General features: G+C 41.8%; 15 protein-coding genes and 2 pseudogenes. 10 read left to right on the forward strand and 7 right to left on the reverse strand.

Going from position 1 to position 17,549, the window contains the following annotated elements; translation table 11 throughout:
* Positions 1-189: 189 nt before the first annotated feature.
* Together RMY16_RS30975 and RMY16_RS30980 are read right to left on the reverse strand one after the other, a co-directional pair.
* A complete protein-coding gene (locus RMY16_RS30975; protein WP_322739590.1) occupies positions 190-513 on the reverse strand; it encodes a DUF6464 family protein in 324 nt (107 codons plus the stop codon).
* Between the two features lie 228 nt (positions 514-741).
* Complete coding sequence (locus RMY16_RS30980) at positions 742-1,248, reverse strand: hypothetical protein (RefSeq protein ID WP_322739591.1); 507 nt, start codon at positions 1,246-1,248, stop codon at positions 742-744.
* 270 nt (positions 1,249-1,518) lie between these two features.
* On the opposite strand from RMY16_RS30980, the gene RMY16_RS30985 reads away from it, so the two are divergent.
* Positions 1,519-1,986, forward strand: a complete 468-nt coding sequence (locus RMY16_RS30985; protein ID WP_322739592.1) for a GNAT family N-acetyltransferase — start codon at positions 1,519-1,521, stop codon at positions 1,984-1,986.
* A gap of 40 nt (positions 1,987-2,026) precedes the next feature.
* Here RMY16_RS30985 and RMY16_RS30990 read toward each other — a convergent pair whose 3' ends face one another.
* The 4 genes from RMY16_RS30990 to RMY16_RS31005 all read right to left on the reverse strand — a co-directional run bounded on the left by RMY16_RS30990 (position 2,027) and on the right by RMY16_RS31005 (position 7,606).
* Complete coding sequence (locus RMY16_RS30990) at positions 2,027-2,857, reverse strand: class I SAM-dependent methyltransferase (RefSeq protein WP_322739593.1); 831 nt, start codon at positions 2,855-2,857, stop codon at positions 2,027-2,029.
* Entirely contained in the window at positions 2,854-3,984 is a 1,131-nt protein-coding gene (locus tag RMY16_RS30995; RefSeq protein ID WP_322739594.1) for a CO2 hydration protein, read from the reverse strand. The genes RMY16_RS30990 and RMY16_RS30995 overlap by 4 nt, the downstream gene beginning before the upstream one ends.
* 127 nt (positions 3,985-4,111) lie before the next feature.
* A complete protein-coding gene (locus RMY16_RS31000; RefSeq protein WP_322739595.1) occupies positions 4,112-5,617 on the reverse strand; it encodes an NADH-quinone oxidoreductase subunit M in 1,506 nt (501 codons plus the stop codon).
* 132 nt (positions 5,618-5,749) lie between these two features.
* On the reverse strand, positions 5,750-7,606 hold the full coding sequence (locus RMY16_RS31005) for an NAD(P)H-quinone oxidoreductase subunit F (protein WP_322739596.1): 1,857 nt from the start codon (positions 7,604-7,606) through the stop codon (positions 5,750-5,752).
* A 657-nt stretch (positions 7,607-8,263) separates the two neighbouring features.
* Here RMY16_RS31005 and RMY16_RS31010 point away from each other — a divergent pair.
* From RMY16_RS31010 to RMY16_RS31040, 8 genes and pseudogenes are all read left to right on the forward strand, one after another.
* Complete coding sequence (locus RMY16_RS31010; RefSeq protein ID WP_012410633.1) at positions 8,264-8,572, forward strand: carbon dioxide-concentrating mechanism protein CcmK; 309 nt, start codon at positions 8,264-8,266, stop codon at positions 8,570-8,572.
* A gap of 92 nt (positions 8,573-8,664) precedes the next feature.
* Complete coding sequence (locus RMY16_RS31015) at positions 8,665-9,009, forward strand: carbon dioxide-concentrating mechanism protein CcmK (RefSeq protein WP_010995041.1); 345 nt, start codon at positions 8,665-8,667, stop codon at positions 9,007-9,009.
* Positions 9,010-9,015: 6 nt separating this feature from the next.
* A complete protein-coding gene (locus RMY16_RS31020) occupies positions 9,016-9,315 on the forward strand; it encodes a EutN/CcmL family microcompartment protein (RefSeq protein ID WP_322659844.1) in 300 nt (99 codons plus the stop codon).
* Between the two features lie 94 nt (positions 9,316-9,409).
* A pseudogene (locus tag RMY16_RS31025) lies at positions 9,410-11,065 on the forward strand (ribulose bisphosphate carboxylase small subunit); the annotation flags it as partial.
* 105 nt (positions 11,066-11,170) lie between these two features.
* Positions 11,171-11,416 (forward strand): annotated as a pseudogene (locus tag RMY16_RS33220) (ribulose bisphosphate carboxylase small subunit); the annotation flags it as partial.
* Positions 11,417-11,567: 151 nt separating this feature from the next.
* Positions 11,568-12,344, forward strand: a complete 777-nt coding sequence (locus RMY16_RS31030; protein ID WP_322659848.1) for a transferase — start codon at positions 11,568-11,570, stop codon at positions 12,342-12,344.
* 57 nt (positions 12,345-12,401) lie between these two features.
* On the forward strand, positions 12,402-13,190 hold the full coding sequence (locus tag RMY16_RS31035; RefSeq protein ID WP_322659850.1) for a BMC domain-containing protein: 789 nt from the start codon (positions 12,402-12,404) through the stop codon (positions 13,188-13,190).
* A 247-nt stretch (positions 13,191-13,437) separates the two neighbouring features.
* Entirely contained in the window at positions 13,438-14,364 is a 927-nt protein-coding gene (locus tag RMY16_RS31040) for a LysR family transcriptional regulator (RefSeq protein WP_322739598.1), read from the forward strand.
* A 580-nt stretch (positions 14,365-14,944) separates the two neighbouring features.
* Here the strand turns inward: RMY16_RS31040 and RMY16_RS31045 are convergent.
* On the reverse strand, positions 14,945-15,994 hold the full coding sequence (locus tag RMY16_RS31045; RefSeq protein WP_322739599.1) for a polysaccharide pyruvyl transferase family protein: 1,050 nt from the start codon (positions 15,992-15,994) through the stop codon (positions 14,945-14,947).
* A gap of 158 nt (positions 15,995-16,152) precedes the next feature.
* Between RMY16_RS31045 and RMY16_RS31050 the strand changes: the two genes are divergently transcribed.
* Positions 16,153-17,549, forward strand: a 1,397-nt coding sequence (locus tag RMY16_RS31050) for a mucoidy inhibitor MuiA family protein (RefSeq protein ID WP_322739600.1), incomplete at its 3' end; no start/stop codon positions are given.

A 17,549-nucleotide genomic window follows, 5' to 3' on the forward strand; every position in this document is an offset into this window, starting at 1 on the left:
GGTTATCTGTGCTGGTCTTGGAACCAATAAAGCACTTTTTGTTAATAGTGGTCCATAGTTACAACAGTTTTTCTCTAGGGTGAAGGGTAGGATTAGTTTAGGACATTGGATAAATGCTCTCTCCCCAGTTATTCCCTTCCCCTTCTTTAGTAATTTGAGATTGTTTGAGTATTAGGCAGGTAAAACTTATTAAGACCTTTTTTCACTACCAGTTAATTCTCTAGGTTCGTAGTGACGGCAACCGTTACATGGGCCTTCAGGATTGATCGCACAGCGGATGTAGCCAGACCGAGCATTAAACTTGCAGCTGATATCGCCAATTAGATAACCCACGCCTTCTAAATAATAGCGATCGCCTTCCACAGGTCTGACGTTGTGCCGTCCCTGTACCACTGGAAAATTCATGGCTGCTTGCCTCATCCGTAAGCGCGATCGCTGGGTTTTGCGGATCATCCACAGAGAAAACAAGGACGGTAAAAAACCAACGGCAATCACTAAAAGTGTCTTTAGCACCTTCTTTTTACCTCTTCTGTGCGCTGATTGATTGTCCCTGATGTTACACTCTGGTTTTACGGAAGTGCAAATATTAGGGCGGCTTTGTTTCTTTGTCACCAACTATGGTTGCAAAGAAATAATGGCAGTGTGGTATCTAACAATTTTAATAAATAAGTTCCTTCTGCCACTTCAATCAGCATAACTGTTACAAACTCAAGGGTGAGATGCCGTTGAATGTTGATAATTTTAAGATTTGTTGACTAATACCTTTTTGAACAAGCATTTTGTGTCAGCCTCAGCCCCATTCTTGTTTTTCGTCTGTGGCTGCGATGCTATTCTTTTTTTGGTTTGCTGACGAAGTTGCTGTGCTAACTGTGTGGCTTCCCTTTCGGCTCGGAATAAATCAACTTTTCGCGTCGTCAGAATAAATGAGTTGTCAGGCTTTCGTTTCACCCAAGGGACGGTAACTGTAAAATACTGACAAATATTTTTGTATGGCTCCTGATTTAGAATTGGGTAACTTTTTTGAGTATTTAGGGTGTTAGCGATCGCTTTCAACTCGAATATCGCTGCTTCTAACTCTTCTGCCATCTGATTGATACGTTCGACTTGTGCAATCAAACGCTCCCCTTCACTGATGATTTTTTCCTCTTGGGGTCGGAGTGGCACTATTGCAGTAGTTACAGATTTAGGCTGCAACAACGAAACTTTCCGCAAAATGGGCTTTTTGTCAACGTTTTGGATTTTTTGCATACTACCTCAAACAAGGCTAGCTGACTTGTAAGGCATTTTAGCAGTAAATAGTATTTTTGTACTAAAAAATTTCTTTGAACATTAGCGAATTTCAAAGTCCCTCTCCCAAGCCGGGGAGAGGGATTTAGGGTGAAAGCTCATTGATTCATGCAAGAAGTCTATTTTGATGAAGCGAGAATAGCACCGTCAAATATGCTCCACTGTGAAAACACTTAGACTCATCAATACTGATAATATTGTTAATTAGAGTTATCGCTTGTTAATCACTTTATGAGAATAAGAATATACGAAATAGCTGATACCAAAGAAATTATGAAATTGTTCTACAACACTATTCATGAAGTGAATATTCACGATTACACACAAGAACAAGTAGATGCTTGGGCACCAGCAAATATGGATATTGAAGTTTGGATTAGAAGTTTAGGAAGTAAGTTTACTTATGTAGCAGAAGAAGACAAAATTATTGGTTTTGGAGAATTAGAGGCTAATGGTCATATCGATCGTTTTTATTGTCATAAAGATTTTCAAAGGAAAGGTGTTGGCAAGAAAATCTTAGAACAGATTGAATTAAAAGCACACTCTTTAGGAGTGGAAAAGTTATTTACAGAAGCCAGTATTACAGCTAAACCTTTTTTTGAAAGTCAGGGATTTATTGTTATTAAAAAGCAAGAAGTAGAGCGTAGAGGGCAAAAGCTGATAAATTTTGTCATGGAAAAACACTTCAAAAATTGCTAAATTCATCAGATTGAAGCAATTTCAAAAAAGTTGTTCTAGTTTATGCTTTGTAACCTACAGCCAGCATCACAGAAGCGGGGATTTCCACACCATTTTCTGTGACATACTTTGAGGCTCCCTCGATAATTGCGTTTTCAATATTGTGCCGTTGCTCATCGCTTTGCATTGCCAACATCGACCCCAGACGCGCCGAACTTACAACAATCTTTGGCATCACATCTTCAGGTGTAGAGAAAGTCCAATTGATGGGCAGTTCCCTGACAGACACCTGAGTGAATCCCTGAGCGCTTAAAACCATTTCGCATTCAGTGGGGTCGCCAAAGCGAAATAGGGGTGGCCCAGAAGGTAGATCCACATCCATACTGCCATAAGTCTGCACCGAACCCAGTATCAGAGCCATAAACGGATTACGCGTTGGCGGTGTCCAGCAGGTGAAAGCATAGCGCCCTCCCTGTTTGAGTACGCGAAAGGATTCAGCAATCGCTTTTTCTGGGTTGGGGAAATGGAGGATACCCAAGTTACAAACCACCGCCTCAAACTGGCCCGACTCGAAAGTTAGGTTTTCAGCGTCCCCATGATGGAATGACCCTTGAGAACATCGCACTTTGGCAATGGCCACCATATTCTCTACAAAGTCTAATCCTGTGACTATAGCCTGCCGCTTTAGTGCTGCGGCACTAAGCCATCCAGTTCCGCAAGCCACATCTAACAATCGGATACCACACTTAGCTCCGACGGCATCCAATATGGCTTCATCAACCTGAGAAGTCACAACAGCAATGGCGTGATCGTATTCTTGAGCTACAAGAGAAAATTTGTCGCGCTCGAATTGCTTGAATGTCTCGTAATTACTGGTGGAATCATCCGTCATTGATTCACATCCAGTAACCGTGAAGTTTGGAACCGACTCATCCACTTCTCTAAATAAACTAGATTGCCTTTTTGCTCATTTGGATCTTTAGTATCTAAAGGATGAGGCATCAGTCCCAAAATCGTTGCTGTCGTCACGCAAAACATCGATTTTTGGAAACTCATACAAATTTGAACTCGCAAATCATCTTCACCCCGAAGACTGCGACGATAAATTTCGTGCAAATATTCTGGAAGATAATGACGCATATCTTGCATCAACAAGGTAGGAGGAATACCTGCGCCACCGATGGGTAAAGGATCGGCATACAATGCACCATATTGAAATCGACTTTGATCTGGGGAGATTTGATAAGCTTGGGCGTTGTATGAAACAGTACCGTGGAAAGGAGTTCCCCGGAAGAATACTGCTTCTACATAGGGTATTGCTGTATCTGCTAAGAAGGTCAAACCAACACTTTTGGGAATGATTTCATAGACCTTACCTCGAATTTTCACAGCGTAGGTAATTGGGTTTGATGCATTTGCCACTAACCCGGCTTTAATGTGGTCTACAACTTGGGGAATCGATTTAATTTCGCCTCGGTCATAGCGGTCTGATAAGTTAAGGAACATATCAGCCATGACTCGCCAGAATTGACCTAAACCGGTGTAGTAAGCAGAGACACGTAACTGTTCTGTTAAAAAATCTGGAAACAGTTGGTTAATACCCAGAATCAAGGGATTATTTTTAAATTTTGCGTTAATAACGGCTTGCGCTCTTTCTTGAAATTCTTGTGTATCTAAATACGTATCTAGTCCGCCGCCACCATGCCACATCATGCCTTTCATGCAATATTCGGCATATTCAAAATTAATTCGGTCATGCCACCAGTGACGAAGTAATTTCTGAAAAGAAACCTCTCCATTAAAGTATTTAAAAAATGGGAAAAATACTAAAAACTGATGCTCGGCAATATAGTTAAGATTTATTGAGTAAGCATCTAAAACTACTCCATAGCTTTTAAGAATACCAACAACTTCCAGCACATTTTCTGGACTATCAGGGACTAATGCATCTCCTTTTTGTAGGCGTTCAATATACTCAGCTAAGGGATTGTGAGGAGCTTTTTTTTTAATAGTTACCATTGCCATCTCTCCAAAAAGTTTAGGGATTGGGGCATTGGGTATTGGGTATTGGGTATTGGGTATTGGGTATTGGGCATTAGGAAAACTCTTCCCTATTCCCCATTCCCCATTCTCCATTCCCCATTCCCTACTCCCCATTCCCCATTGCTTTATCCAAGGACACTGCTAATACTACGTTTTGGGTATTTACCATTGCTGTAATTGTTGGTTCAGTCCAACGTACTAACCAACCAGGTTGAATGCCGAAAATCACAATCAGCACAGCTAAAATTGCGGCTGGGATGCGATCGCTCCAATACACACGTGGTAAGTTGGTAACTGGTGCAGATAGGCGTCCAAAAAAGGCGCGGTTGACGAGAATTAAGAAGTAAACTGCTGTTAAACCAGTACCAAGCATACATAACAGGGTTTGCACTGGAAAAACTGGAAAACTTCCCCGATAAACTACGAATTCAGAAATAAACCCTAGCATTCCTGGTATACCAGTGCTGGCCATGACTCCGACAATCATCAAGCTACCGATTACTGGCATACCCCGTTCCGGGTTCAGTAATCCTTGAATAATTGCTAAATCACGGCTTCCGGCTTTTTTATACACAACTCCTACCAGCAAAAACAGCATGGCGGAAATCAAGCCGTGGCTAATCATTTGCATCACAGCACCCAATACACTTAAAGGTGTGGCCGCCGCCGCCGCTAAAAGCACGTAACCCATGTGCCCAATGGAGCTGTATGCTACCATTTTTTTCATATCGGTTTGGGCGATCGCACAGGATGAACCATACAGTACACTCACTACTGCCCAAGTCGCCAACCAAGGAGCTAGATAAGCCCAAGCTTCTGGTAACAAGTTCATGCCAAAGCGCAGTAAGCCGTAAGTTCCCAACTTCAACAGCACCCCAGCCAATAGCACAGAAATCGGTGTGGAAGCTTCAACGTGAGCATCTGGCAACCAAGTGTGGAAGGGAACCAAAGGAATTTTAATTCCAAAACCGATTAAAATTCCTGCTAGCAATAAAAGCTGTGTTGCTAGAGGTAAAGTTGTCGCGTTCAAGGTTGCTAGTGCAAAGCTAGAGGAACCACTCAGCCAAACCATACCGAGGAAACTTGCTAAAAGCAGGATTCCCGAAACGGCTGTATAAATGAGAAATTTAGTTGCAGCATAACCGCGTTTGGCGCCACCCCAAATGGCTATCAACAAATACAGCGGAATTAGTTCCAATTCGTAAAACAAGAAAAATAATAGTAAATCCTGTGCTAGAAAGGCTCCTGTCACCCCAGCGCTTAATAATAGTACCAAAGAGTAATAAAATTTAGGACGCTGTAGCGATTCATCGCTGCTGTAGATGGCAATGGCAGTTAACAATCCATTTAAAACCAGTAACGGCAAAGATAAACCATCTATCCCAAGGTTATAGTTTAAGCCTAAAGCATCTACCCAAGGGAGAGACTCGGCAAACTGTTGAGTGATTTCCCCTGGATGAAACTGACTTGCTAGTACAATTGTCCACAAGAAAGCGATAATAGCAAAAACCAAAGCCACCCCACGGGCAAATTTTCCACTGATGCCAGAGGGAGAGAAACCAATTAAAGCTGCGCCGATTAACGGCACTAGAATTAAAACACTAAGCATAGACTTTAGGTAAGGAAAGCAGGGGGGCAGCACTTCGGCTACGCTCAGTGACCAGGGGAGCAGGGAGAAAATAATAAATTTTTAACTCCTTAACTCCTTAACTCAGCACTCAGCACTCAGCACTCAGCACTCTTAAAAAGGCAATTTATCTAGTAAACCCAATGACCAACTGATGAAAAAACCCAGGACGCTGACAACTGCTAGGATGGTCAACATATAGCCCTGAGATTGCCCAGAAATGCTGTACTTTAAGGTTTGTCCGCCGAAAATGGTCGCAAACCCAACCAAGTTTACTAAACCGTCAACCAAGTAGCGATCGCTCCAAGCAGAAATTTTAGATAGCAGTCCTACTACACTTACCACGGTTACATAATAAACTCGGTCAATATAAAAATCATAACCTAACAGGTCTTGCAGAAATCTCCATGTCAAGATTCTGGATCTTGACCAAGCTTTGTGCAGGTAAACTGTACACCCTACACCTACCCCCACTACGGTAGACCCAAACAAGGCTAACGCCACATACCAATTAATACTTTCCCAATCTGGTAGTAAGTACCATTGCTGTAACATTAAAGGTAGAAGCAGAGTCAGCACTGTGAGAAACACCATTGGGAAGGCCATCTGCCAACCAACTTCTGGGGTGCGACGGGTTTTTTGTTGCGGTTTACCCCAAAAGACTAATCTAAATACTCTCGTCAAATTCAATGCTGTCAAACCATTGACTAATATTAAAACCCCAATTACCCAAGGGCTAATATTCACGAAACCGTCAGCCCATGATAGCATTGCCCAGAAGCTTCCCAAGGGGAGCAGTGTCACCATCCCGGCTGAACCAACTACAAAGGCTGTGGTGGTGGCTGGCATCCGCGACCACAAACCGCCCATTTCTGTTAAGTCTTGGCTTTGGGTAGTTAAGATGACTGAACCAGAACTCATAAATAATAACGCTTTAGCGATCGCATGAGCTAACAGCAACATCAAGGCTACACCCCCTTGCTGTAACCCCACTGCTAAAAACACTAACCCCATGTATGCACTGGTGGAATGAGATAGCGATCGCTTAATGTCAATTTGAGCTATGGATACTAATGTCGCTCCAATCGCCGTTACTGTACCCATGATTACCAAGGCATTCAAGGCAACTGGCGACAGGGCTAATAATGGTTGAAGTTTATACAGTAAATAAGCACCACCAGCTACGACTAGAGAGTTCCGCATTACCGAGGCGGGATTGGGCCCTTCCATTGCCTCATCTAACCACAGATGCAGTGGAAATTGGGCACATTTACCAGCAGGCCCAGCAATTAGTGCCAACCCTAGCAACGTCGATGTCATTGGACTTAAATTAGCTGTTTGCGCCCACTCATATAAATCCGAAATGTTCAAACTCCCAGCTAAGGTAGAAAGTGTCACTACAGCCATCAGCAGCAACAAGTCTCCTACCCGTTTAGTCCAAAATGCATCCCGCGCCGCCGTCACTACTAGTGGTTGAGCGTACCAGAAACCCACCAGCAAGTAAGTTGAAAGCGTCAAGACTTCCAAAAGCGCATAGCTGAGAAACAAAGAATCACTGATTGCTAGACCACATAGCGCTGCTTCAAAAAATCCCAGTAGCCCAAAAAAACGCGCTAACGACCAGTCCTTTTCCATGTAACCCAGAGCGTAAACTTGTGCCAGTAAGCTTAACCCTGTAATTAAAACTGTTGCCCCAATGCTGACTGGGGATAGTTCCAAGGAAAAAGATAAGTCTAAATCTGCTGCTTTGAACCAATTGATTAGTAAGGTTTCTGGTTCTCTATCCCAGACATTTTTAAATACAAACAGGCTATGAACAAAAGCTAAAACGGTCGTCAACAAGTTGAAGTATGCCGCAGGCCTTGGCCCTGTTCGCCGAATTATTCCTATTCCCCACGGCAATGTCAAAATTGCGCCCGATAAGCTATACAAAGGCACAAACCAACTTGTTGAAAATAGAAATTGCTCCATTTAAATTTCCCTTAATGACTCAGCCTTGATTTAAAAAAATTTAATCAGTTATTTATTTAATAAAATTAATTTACCAAAATATTGATGTTTTTTTACTATTATTTTAACTTAGACTTCAGAAGTACTTTTACTTAACGCTACCCTATTAAATGTTAAGTAAAATATAACTTTACATAAGCAAAAGCATTTACTTGCCTTAATATCACCGACCTTTTTACATTTGTATTTCTACTTTGACCAAAGTACTTTATACGATATATTTGAAAAAATTATATATGTTTCACCTAGTCATTGTACACTTAGTGATATTTGAGAAAAGTATAGATACAGCAAAACATACAGCCGCTGCTTACCTTTCATTAGATAGGACTAGCCTTGGTTATGAATGTCGTTTTGTAAATGTGATAAAGAAATTATAAAGCATAAGTGCCTGCTCAAGGAATCTGTAAACTTTAATTGCTCAGAAGCCTAGATAACTTTTTGTTAAGTTTTTTAAAACTTTCTTATCATAAACTATTATAGTAATTTATATTGCCAGGAACGCCAAGCTTTCCTATGCTTAATTTGGAAGTGTTTTCTTAGCTATAAGATCAGGCTCTCCCCGTCAAAAAATTCAAACGACAGTACAGATTGCATTAATTTTGTAGGAGTTCTGCGATGCCAATTGCAGTTGGAATGATTGAAACGAAAGGCTTTCCAGCAGTGGTGGAAGCTGCTGATGCGATGGTGAAAGCCGCCCGTGTCACCTTAGTAGGGTATGAAAAAATTGGTAGCGCTCGCGTCACCGTGATAGTTCGGGGAGATGTATCGGAAGTGCAAGCTTCTGTAGCAGCTGGGGTTGAAGCGGCAAAAAGAGTCTTTGGTGGTGAAGTGTTATCCACTCACATCATTGCTCGTCCTCACGAAAACCTGGAATACGTCTTACCGATACGTTACACAGAAGCGGTGGAACAATTCCGTACTTAAAAGCTGTTTAAACAAAGTAATTAACGCTCTTTGTCTGAAAAGAGCATCACTTTTGTCCAAGGCTAAAAACTTTGAAATAGGGATTAAAACTAATGTCAATTGCAGTGGGAATGGTTGAAACGCTAGGCTTTCCAGCAGTAGTGGAAGCTGCTGATGCAATGGTGAAAGCTGCCCGCGTCACTTTAGTAGGTTATGAAAAAATCGGTAGTGGTCGGGTGACGGTAATTGTTCGGGGTGACGTTTCAGAAGTGCAAGCTTCTGTGGCCGCAGGAGTTGAATCTGTAAAGCGAGTTAACGGTGGACAAGTGCTGTCTACTCATATCATTGCTCGTCCTCACGAAAACTTGGAATACGTCCTCCCAATTCGTTATACCGAAGACGTAGAGCAGTTCCGGGAAAATGTGAATGCAATTCGTCCTTTCGGTAGAAGACCGTAATTTGTAATGCAAATTGCCAAAGTTCGCGGCACAGTAGTTAGCACCCAAAAAGAGCCAACTCTTAGAGGTGTGAAACTACTGTTGTTACAATTGGTAGATGAAAACGGCAATATCCTACCAGAGTATGAAGTAGCAGCAGATATTGTGGGAGCAGGAGTAGATGAGTGGGTACTTGTCACTCGTGGTAGTGCCGCTCGTCAAGTTGTTGGCAATGAACAGCGTCCATTGGATGCAGCAGTGGTGGCGATCATAGATACTATTTACGTTGAAGATCGCCTCATTTACAGCAAAAAAGATCAATATTGATAGTCATTGGTCATTAGTCATTAGTCATTAGCTGTCGACAAATGACAACTGACAAATGACAACTGACAAATGATAATAGAGGAGGAATCTCGCGATGGCAGTCCGCAGCACGGCGGCACCCCCAACCCCGTGGTCAAGGAATTTAGCTGAACCAAAAATCCATGAAACTGCTTTTGTACATTCATTCTCCAATCTGATTGGGGATGTACGAATAGGTGCAAATGTAATCGTTGCTCCGGGGACTACGATTAGAGCGGATGAAGGCACACCTTTTTATCTGGGTGAAAACACCAATATTCAAGATGGTGTTGTCATTCATGGGTTGGAGCAAGGCCGAGTAATTGGCGATGACCAAAATAAATACTCAGTATGGATTGGTAAAAACGCTTGCATTACTCACATGGCTCTAATTCACGGGCCAGCTTATGTAGGTGATAATTCCTTCATTGGCTTTCGCTCTACGGTGTTTAATGCCAGGGTGGGTGCAGGTTGCATCGTAATGATGCACGCTTTGATTCAAGACGTAGAGATTCCCTCTGGGAAGTATGTACCTTCGGGAGCGATAATTACCAGCCAGCAGCAAGCCGATCGCTTGCCAGATGTGCAAGATCAGGATAAAGAATTTGCTCATCATGTGGTTGGAATTAATCAGGCATTACGAGCTGGTTATCTCTGTGCTGCGGATACTAAATGTATAGCACCCATTCGGGATGAGAACGCTAAATCTTATACAGGTAATGGTATTACTGTTTTAGAGTTGGAAAGGAGTAGTGAAGTGTCGAGCAATAGCTTGGGTGCAGAAACAATAGATCAGTTACGGTATCTATTGGGGCAAGGGTATAAAATTGGTACGGAACATGTAGACCAAAGACGTTTCCGCACTGGTTCTTGGACTAGTTGCCAACCAATCGAACCGCGATCGCTCGGTGAAGCGATCGCAGCATTAGAAAGCTGTGTAAATGACCATAGCGGCGAGTATGTCCGACTGTTTGGCATTGACAAAAATAGACGACGTGTGCTAGAGGTCATCATCCAACGTCCCGATGATGATGCAAAACCAGCTACCAGCTTTAAAGCGCCGACTGGTCGTAGCAATAGCAGTTACAGCAGTAGTAATGGTAACAGTAACGGTAACGGTTCTAGCAGTGGCAGAGTCAGTGGCGAAACTCTAGAGCAAATCCGCCAACTCTTGGCAGGTGGTTACAAAATTGGCATGGAACACGTGGATGAGCGTCGTTTCCGCACCGGTTCCTGGACTAGTTGCACACCAATTGAAGCAACTTCCACAAATCAAGTCATCTCCGCTTTGGAAGAATGTATAGCAAGCCATCAAGGCGAGTATGTACGTTTAATCGGTATTGACACCAAAGCCAAACGGCGGGTATTAGAGACCATTATCCAACGTCCAAATGGTCAAGTAGCTTCCTCTGGTGGTCAGAAATCATTCACTACTAGTGCAGCATCCTCTGGTACGGGAACAGGTACCAGTACCCGCTTGAGTAGTGAAGTAGTAGACCAACTCCGGCATTTATTGGCTGGCGGCTCAAAAATTAGCCTTGAACACGTAGATGAGCGCCGCTTCCGAACTGGTTCCTGGACTAGTACCGGTCAAATTCAAGCCTCCTCAGAAAGAGAAGCGATCGCAGCCGTAGAAGGACAACTCGGCGAATATCCAGGGGAATATGTACGCTTAATTGGTATTGACCCAAAAGCTAAACGGCGGGTATTAGAAACCATTATCCAACGTCCAAATGGTCAAGCAGCTTCCTCTGGCACTCAGAAATCATTTACTACTAGTGCAGCACCCTCTGCTACAGCAACAGCAACAGCTACTGCTACCCGCTTGAGTAGTGAAGTAGTAGACCAGCTCCGGCAATTATTGGCTAGCGGCTCAAAAATTAGCATTGAACACGTAGATCAACGGCGATTCCGTACAGGTTCCTGGACTAGTACTGGTCAAATTCAAGCCTCCTCAGAAAGAGAAGCGATCGCCGCCGTAGAAAAACAACTCGGCGAATACCAAGGGGAATATGTTCGCTTAATTGGTGTTGACCCCAAAGCCAAGCGTCGCGTATTAGAAACGATTATTCAACGACCATAATAGTGCTGAGTTAAAAGTGCTGAGTGCTGAGTTAACACTTTAAAGACACCAGTCACACCAACTGTAAACTCAGATTTTAGAAGATACTAATTACTCAGCACTCACCACTCACCACTCAGAACTTCATCCGGCTTCCGAGGTTAAAATTTCCATGTCTGTGCCGCTACTGCGCCTCAGCAATAACTTTGATACTTATATTAGTGGTGAGGTGACTATTCATCCAAGCGCGGTACTTGCACCTGGGGTAATTCTCCAAGCGGCTGTAAACAGCAAGATCGTCATTGGACCAGGGGTCTGTATTGGCATGGGAACAATTCTCCAAGTCCATGAAGGCACCTTAGAGGTAGAAGCAGGTGCAAATCTAGGAGCCGGTTTTTTGATGATTGGCAAAGGCAAAATTGGCGCAAATGCTTGTATTGGTTCAGCGACTACAGTTTTTAACTATTCGGTTGAACCTGGGCAAGTAGTACCGCCTGGTTCAATTTTAGGAGATACCAGTCGGCAGATTGACCTGACAAAGCAGCTAGAACCATCTACAAATAACCCAACTTCTACTACAAATACACCACCACCGAAGGAAGAGGAAAATGGCTCAGGTGGAGTTAAGGAAAAAGCAGTTTCCTCAACTAACTTCTCAGCTTCGGCTTTTGTAGATTTTAAGCAAAACAAGTCGATTTCTTACTTTAAATCTCCCGTCACTCCCGAAAATCAGTCCCCTCCCGTGGAGGAAGCGACTAATGATGCTGACTCCAAAGTGGAGTCAGCCGCCCAACCGTCTACAGAACATAACTTAGACCCCAGTCAGCCCGTCGCAGAATCCCCTAACGGTTTTGGGACTCAAATTTATGGACAAGGGAGTATAAGCAGACTGTTGACTACATTGTTTCCTCATAGACAATCCTTGAGCGACCCAAACTCTGACGATTAGTTCGAGTAAGTGTTAATTGTAAGTTGTCGGCTTTTTCCGTATTTTGGAGAATTCATCATGGAAACATACAATCAACGGCCTATTCGCACTATCCAAGGAGCGAGTAGTCAAGAAACCTTTCAGGATACTGCTTTGGGTTTAGTTTCTACCCGTAGTTTTCCGGCGATCGTTGGGACGGCGGATATGATGCTCAAATCAGCGGGAGTTCACCTGGTTGGGTATGAAAAAATTGGTGGTGGTCATTGTACTGCGATCATCCGTGGTGGAATTGCTGACGTGCGTCTAGCGGTAGAATCTGGCGTGCAAACAGCTGAACAGTTTGGTCAGTTAGTTTCTAGTTTGGTGATTCCCCGACCTTATCCCAACCTAGATATAGTGCTTCCCATTACAACTCGTTTCACTAAATTAATGCAAGAGGGCAATTCCAGCCGTCTGAGTAACCAAGCAATTGGTTTGGTCGAAACGCGAGGATTTCCCGCGATGGTAGGAGCATGTGATGCCATGCTCAAAGCTGCTGATGTTCATTTAGCAGCTTATGAAAAAATTGGTGGGGGTTTGTGTACAGCTATTATTCGGGGTTCCGTAGCCAATGTGGCGGTAGCAGTGGAAGCGGGAATGTTTGAAGCAGAACGCATTGGGGAATTGAATGCAGTGATGGTAATTCCTCGACCGTTGGACGAAATGGAGTTAACCTTGCCATTAGCAAGCTGCTGGATAGAAGAACGCGAACCGTTAAACTTGCCAGTGAATATTAAAGAACAAGTTGCGGAACTTGAGGTATTAAGATTACCAGACTTAACCAAGTTACCTACAAAAGTTCAAGAAGAATTATGGAATGATGAATGATGATAGATGAATTTTGTCAAATTATCATTCAGCATTCATCGTTTAGATGGAAGGCATCTTACGCTTAAGCTATTCTGAATAATAGCTTTTTCAATCCATAAATAAAATACCTTTATTTTAATCTAAATAATAGAGTTTTATCTATGATAAAACTCGTAACTTTCTGTGAGCATCACTATATCATTTGCCAGTGTTCAGCAATACTAGTTTTATATCTATTAATCGCTATATATAAGGAGAATCACCCTTGAACCAAGCGACGCTGCACCAGTTAAAGGTGTTCGAGGCGGCGGCACGGCACAGTAGCTTTACTCGTGCTGCTGAGGAATTGTTTCTCACCCAACCTACCGTTTCTATGCAGATCAAGCAACTAACAAAATCGGTGGGTTTACCATTATTTGAGCAAGTGGGGAAGCGATTGTATCTGACGGAAGCAGGACGGGAATTATTTGCTACTTGTCGGCAGATTTTTCACAATATAGCCCAGTATGAAATGAAGGTGGCAGATTTAAAAGGGCTAAAACAGGGGCAATTACGTTTGGCAGTAATTACAACAGCAAAATATTTTATCCCACGTTTGTTAGGGCCGTTTTGCGAACTTTATCCAGGAATTGATATCTCGCTGCAAGTAACAAATCACGAACAAATTTTGGAACGGATGAGTCAGAATCTGGATGACTTATACATTATGAGTCAAATTCCAGACACTATAGATGTGACTTGTGAACCATTTCTAGAAAACCCGTTGATAGTCTTTGCACCGGCTAATCATCCTTTATCCAAAGAAAAAAATATTCCTATACAACGCCTGTCTAACGAACCTTTTATTATGCGGGAACCAGGTTCAGGAACTCGTCGTGCCGTCCAAAAGCTTTTTGAAGAACAAGCAGTGACGGTAAAAGTCAAGTTAGAATTGGGAAGTAATGAAGCAATTAAACAAGCGATCGCAGGTGGTTTAGGAATTTCTGTTCTATCCCGTCATACCTTACTATCAGACGCTCCAGAGTTTAGCATTTTAGACGTGCAACACTTTCCCATTCAGCGGCATTGGTACATGGTTTACCCATCTGGCAAGCAGCTATCTATCGTCGCTCGTGCCTATTATGAGTATCTACTAGCTGCGGCAAAAAATATTGTTGAGCAAAAAGCTGATACTACTTTTAATACTCTTTAACCTGATAAGGTAAGCGTTCAGGGAGGATACGAAGTTAAGAGGGTTTGAGCGACTAAGTATCTAGGCATAAATAAATTTAAAGTTTGTAGTAAGGACTTTAGTCCTGATAATCCTTGCTCTGAGCGATAAATCGCTCACTACAAACTTGGAGTTTATTTTATATTTAATAATGTCTACCTACTTATCAAGCCCTAGAGTAGGAGGAAACAAGCTTAACTCATGTCACTAATTTGCCTGTAACTCTTATTTTCTCGTTATCCCCGTGAACAGCTACCTTGTTTACCTTCAAGTCAAGAACTGACGTGCTTATATTACTCTATATTTAATGGTAAGTTTTTTCTTAGAGAAAATCTATGCCTGGTTTTGCCTACTGCTTAACCTTATCCCAATTCAATTAATGATTGCAACACATCCTTGGGTAAAGATGTGATTTATCGGGTTTCTACAGATAATTGTCAAATTCTTTTTTTTAAGTGGTATTACATCTACAATTTGTTAGATCAATTCTATCCTAGAGGATATTTTAAAACTTATTTGCGATCTATCCAATACTTCAATACATAGCAATCATGCTGGAGTTTTAAATATTAAAAAGTTTTTCTAAACCTTCTTGAGATGTCTTAGACTCGTTAAAAATAAATTCCTCCGGTCTTTTATACGTTTGAAAAATATTCAAAATCCGGTCTAGAGATAATGGCTCCATAAAATCTGCTATCCTTTCGGTAGTTAGCATTTCAGTCTTATTAATGTAGTTACTAATCTTTGAAGGATGATTACTAATTCCAATATTAGGAACCCCTAATATGTCAGCAAGTATTATAGAGTGCAGACGATTTCCCAAGTGAAAATCCATTTTGCTAAGGATTTCAAGAAACTCCTCTGGTTTGTTCCGTGAATGAATCACACAATTTTGTTCGGGTAAATACTTTTTCATAAATTTATGAAAGTTATTGTCGTTTTTCTCATCTCCTATATGTGCTGGTAGTAAATGAATGACTGAATTAAACTTCTCAACCAATGGCATTAACTGTTCTGCATAAAACTTGCCTCTACCTTCGCCCCACCAATATGTTCCAGAAAAAGATATATGATTTATATTATTGGATATTGATTTTTTCTTTAGATATTTTTCATAAATATTTAAATTTAAAAATGCTAGATCGCCACCCATACAAAAGGGTTTCTTGTATTTAATTTTTTGTTGAACTACTTGATACGAATCTTTGTCTCTAACATATAAAAAATCAGCATTTTCATATATCTGCGTTACATTATCTTCTGTTTTGACACCTTCTAAACCTACGCCTATAAAGCAAAAACGCTTACCCATTAATTTTGATAAAAATTGAAGTCTGACTAAATATTTCGGTTTAATGCTGAGGTTTAAGCTACCTCCACCCCAAACGATATAGTCACTTTTTAAAATTAACCAAAGCCTGTGTAATCTAGTTAATTTATAAATGCTAAAAATTTGGATTTTACTGTCTGAATTATCATAATAATTCTTTTGACACATAACGAATACTTTTTCTACAACTTCTTGCGCTTTCCAAAAAGTTGTTAATTGCTTTACAAATATATCATCACCTACATTACCTTCACCATAATAGCCTATAAGGAAAATATTCATATTGATACAATTTTAAACGTTAGTAATTTATTATGACATTGCATTAGTCAAGCAAAATTAAAAATTTAAATTTTTAATGACCTAAAGGGGTTGACGGTTAGACCGAGAAGCATTGACAATTAACCAGCAGAGTTATTAGAAATGGGGGAAAACTGGCAGTGGTTAACCCGGAAATACCGTCTTGGCGCAAAACAGTACAAAGCGAGATTGTAGCTGTTACCGTGTATACTGACAGAGCATTGGTTACACGGCGTGGTGTAGTTGATTTAACAGGAATTGAACAGGAATTAGTAATTACCCCAGTGCCAATAACTCTAGAAACTGAGTCTGTCAGGGTTAGCGGTACAGGTAGGGTAGGGGTGCGCTTGGTAGGCATTAGTAGCGATCGCATCTACACTACTGAACCTGTAGCGGAGCGAGTAGCACATTTGACCAGGCAAATTCAGCAATTAGAAGCAGAAAAACGCCACCTCCAAGCTCAGGTGGATGCTTTAGCGTTGCAATCTAGTTTTATCGCTGGCTTACGTGAAAAAACAGAAGAACCCTTTTCGCAGAGTTTGTCTCGGAAAAATCTCAGCCTCAGTGAGACTTTGGATTTCCTCAACTTTCTCGGAAGCCAGTATAGTGAGTATGCGATCGCATCTGGAGAGTGCAAAACCCAACAGCAGGAATTAAACAAACAACTGCAAGCACTTTACACCTCATTGCAAATAATCCAAACACCCCATCCCAAAGAAAGTTTTAGCTTAGTTGTAGCAGTTGAAGTAGCGGGTGAAGGCGAATTTGAATTAGAGGTGTCTTACATCGTAAATCGCGCTAGCTGGAATCCGCTTTATGACTTACGCTTTAGCACTACCAGCGATATTGTCCATCTGAGTTACCTTGCAGAAATCACTCAAAGCACTGGCGAAGATTGGATAGGTGCAAATCTCACCCTTTCTACTGCTAAACCAGGATTAGGTACACTTCCACCTAAACTTGAACCTTGGTATATTGATGCGCCACGTCCCCAAATGTTACGACGATCTCGACTAGCTGCCCAGCCACCGCTGTTACCTACCATACCAGAACCACCTGCTGCTGCCAGAGCGGATTGGGAAGAACAAGACGAAGTTACAGAGGATAGTCTTATCATCCCAGCAGAAACCGTTACAGCTGAAGTATCCAAAGAAGGTAGTGTAGTTAGCTTTAAACTGAATGGTGGTGGTAATATTCCCAGCGATGGCGCACCTCATAAAACTACGATTTTCAACGATGATTATCCTTGTAGCTTCGATTATGTAGCAATGCCGCGCTTAGTAAGTTTTGCTTATCTACAAGCTAATGTGAAAAATAATCCCAACGGTGCGACTTTGTTAGCAGGTAAAGCAAATATTTTCCGCGATAACGTTTTTGTCGGTACTACTGGGTTAGAAAATATTGCACCAGCACAAGAGTTTAAACTGAACTTAGGAATTGACGAAGGTTTAAAAATTGAGCGTGACTTAGTTGAACGTCTGGTAGATAAAAGATTAATTAGCAACCAGCGCCGGATTACTTATAGTTATCGGTTGAT

This window comes from Nostoc sp. DedQUE12b, assembly GCF_034530835.1.
Classification (GTDB): Bacteria; Cyanobacteriota; Cyanobacteriia; order Cyanobacteriales; family Nostocaceae; genus Nostoc.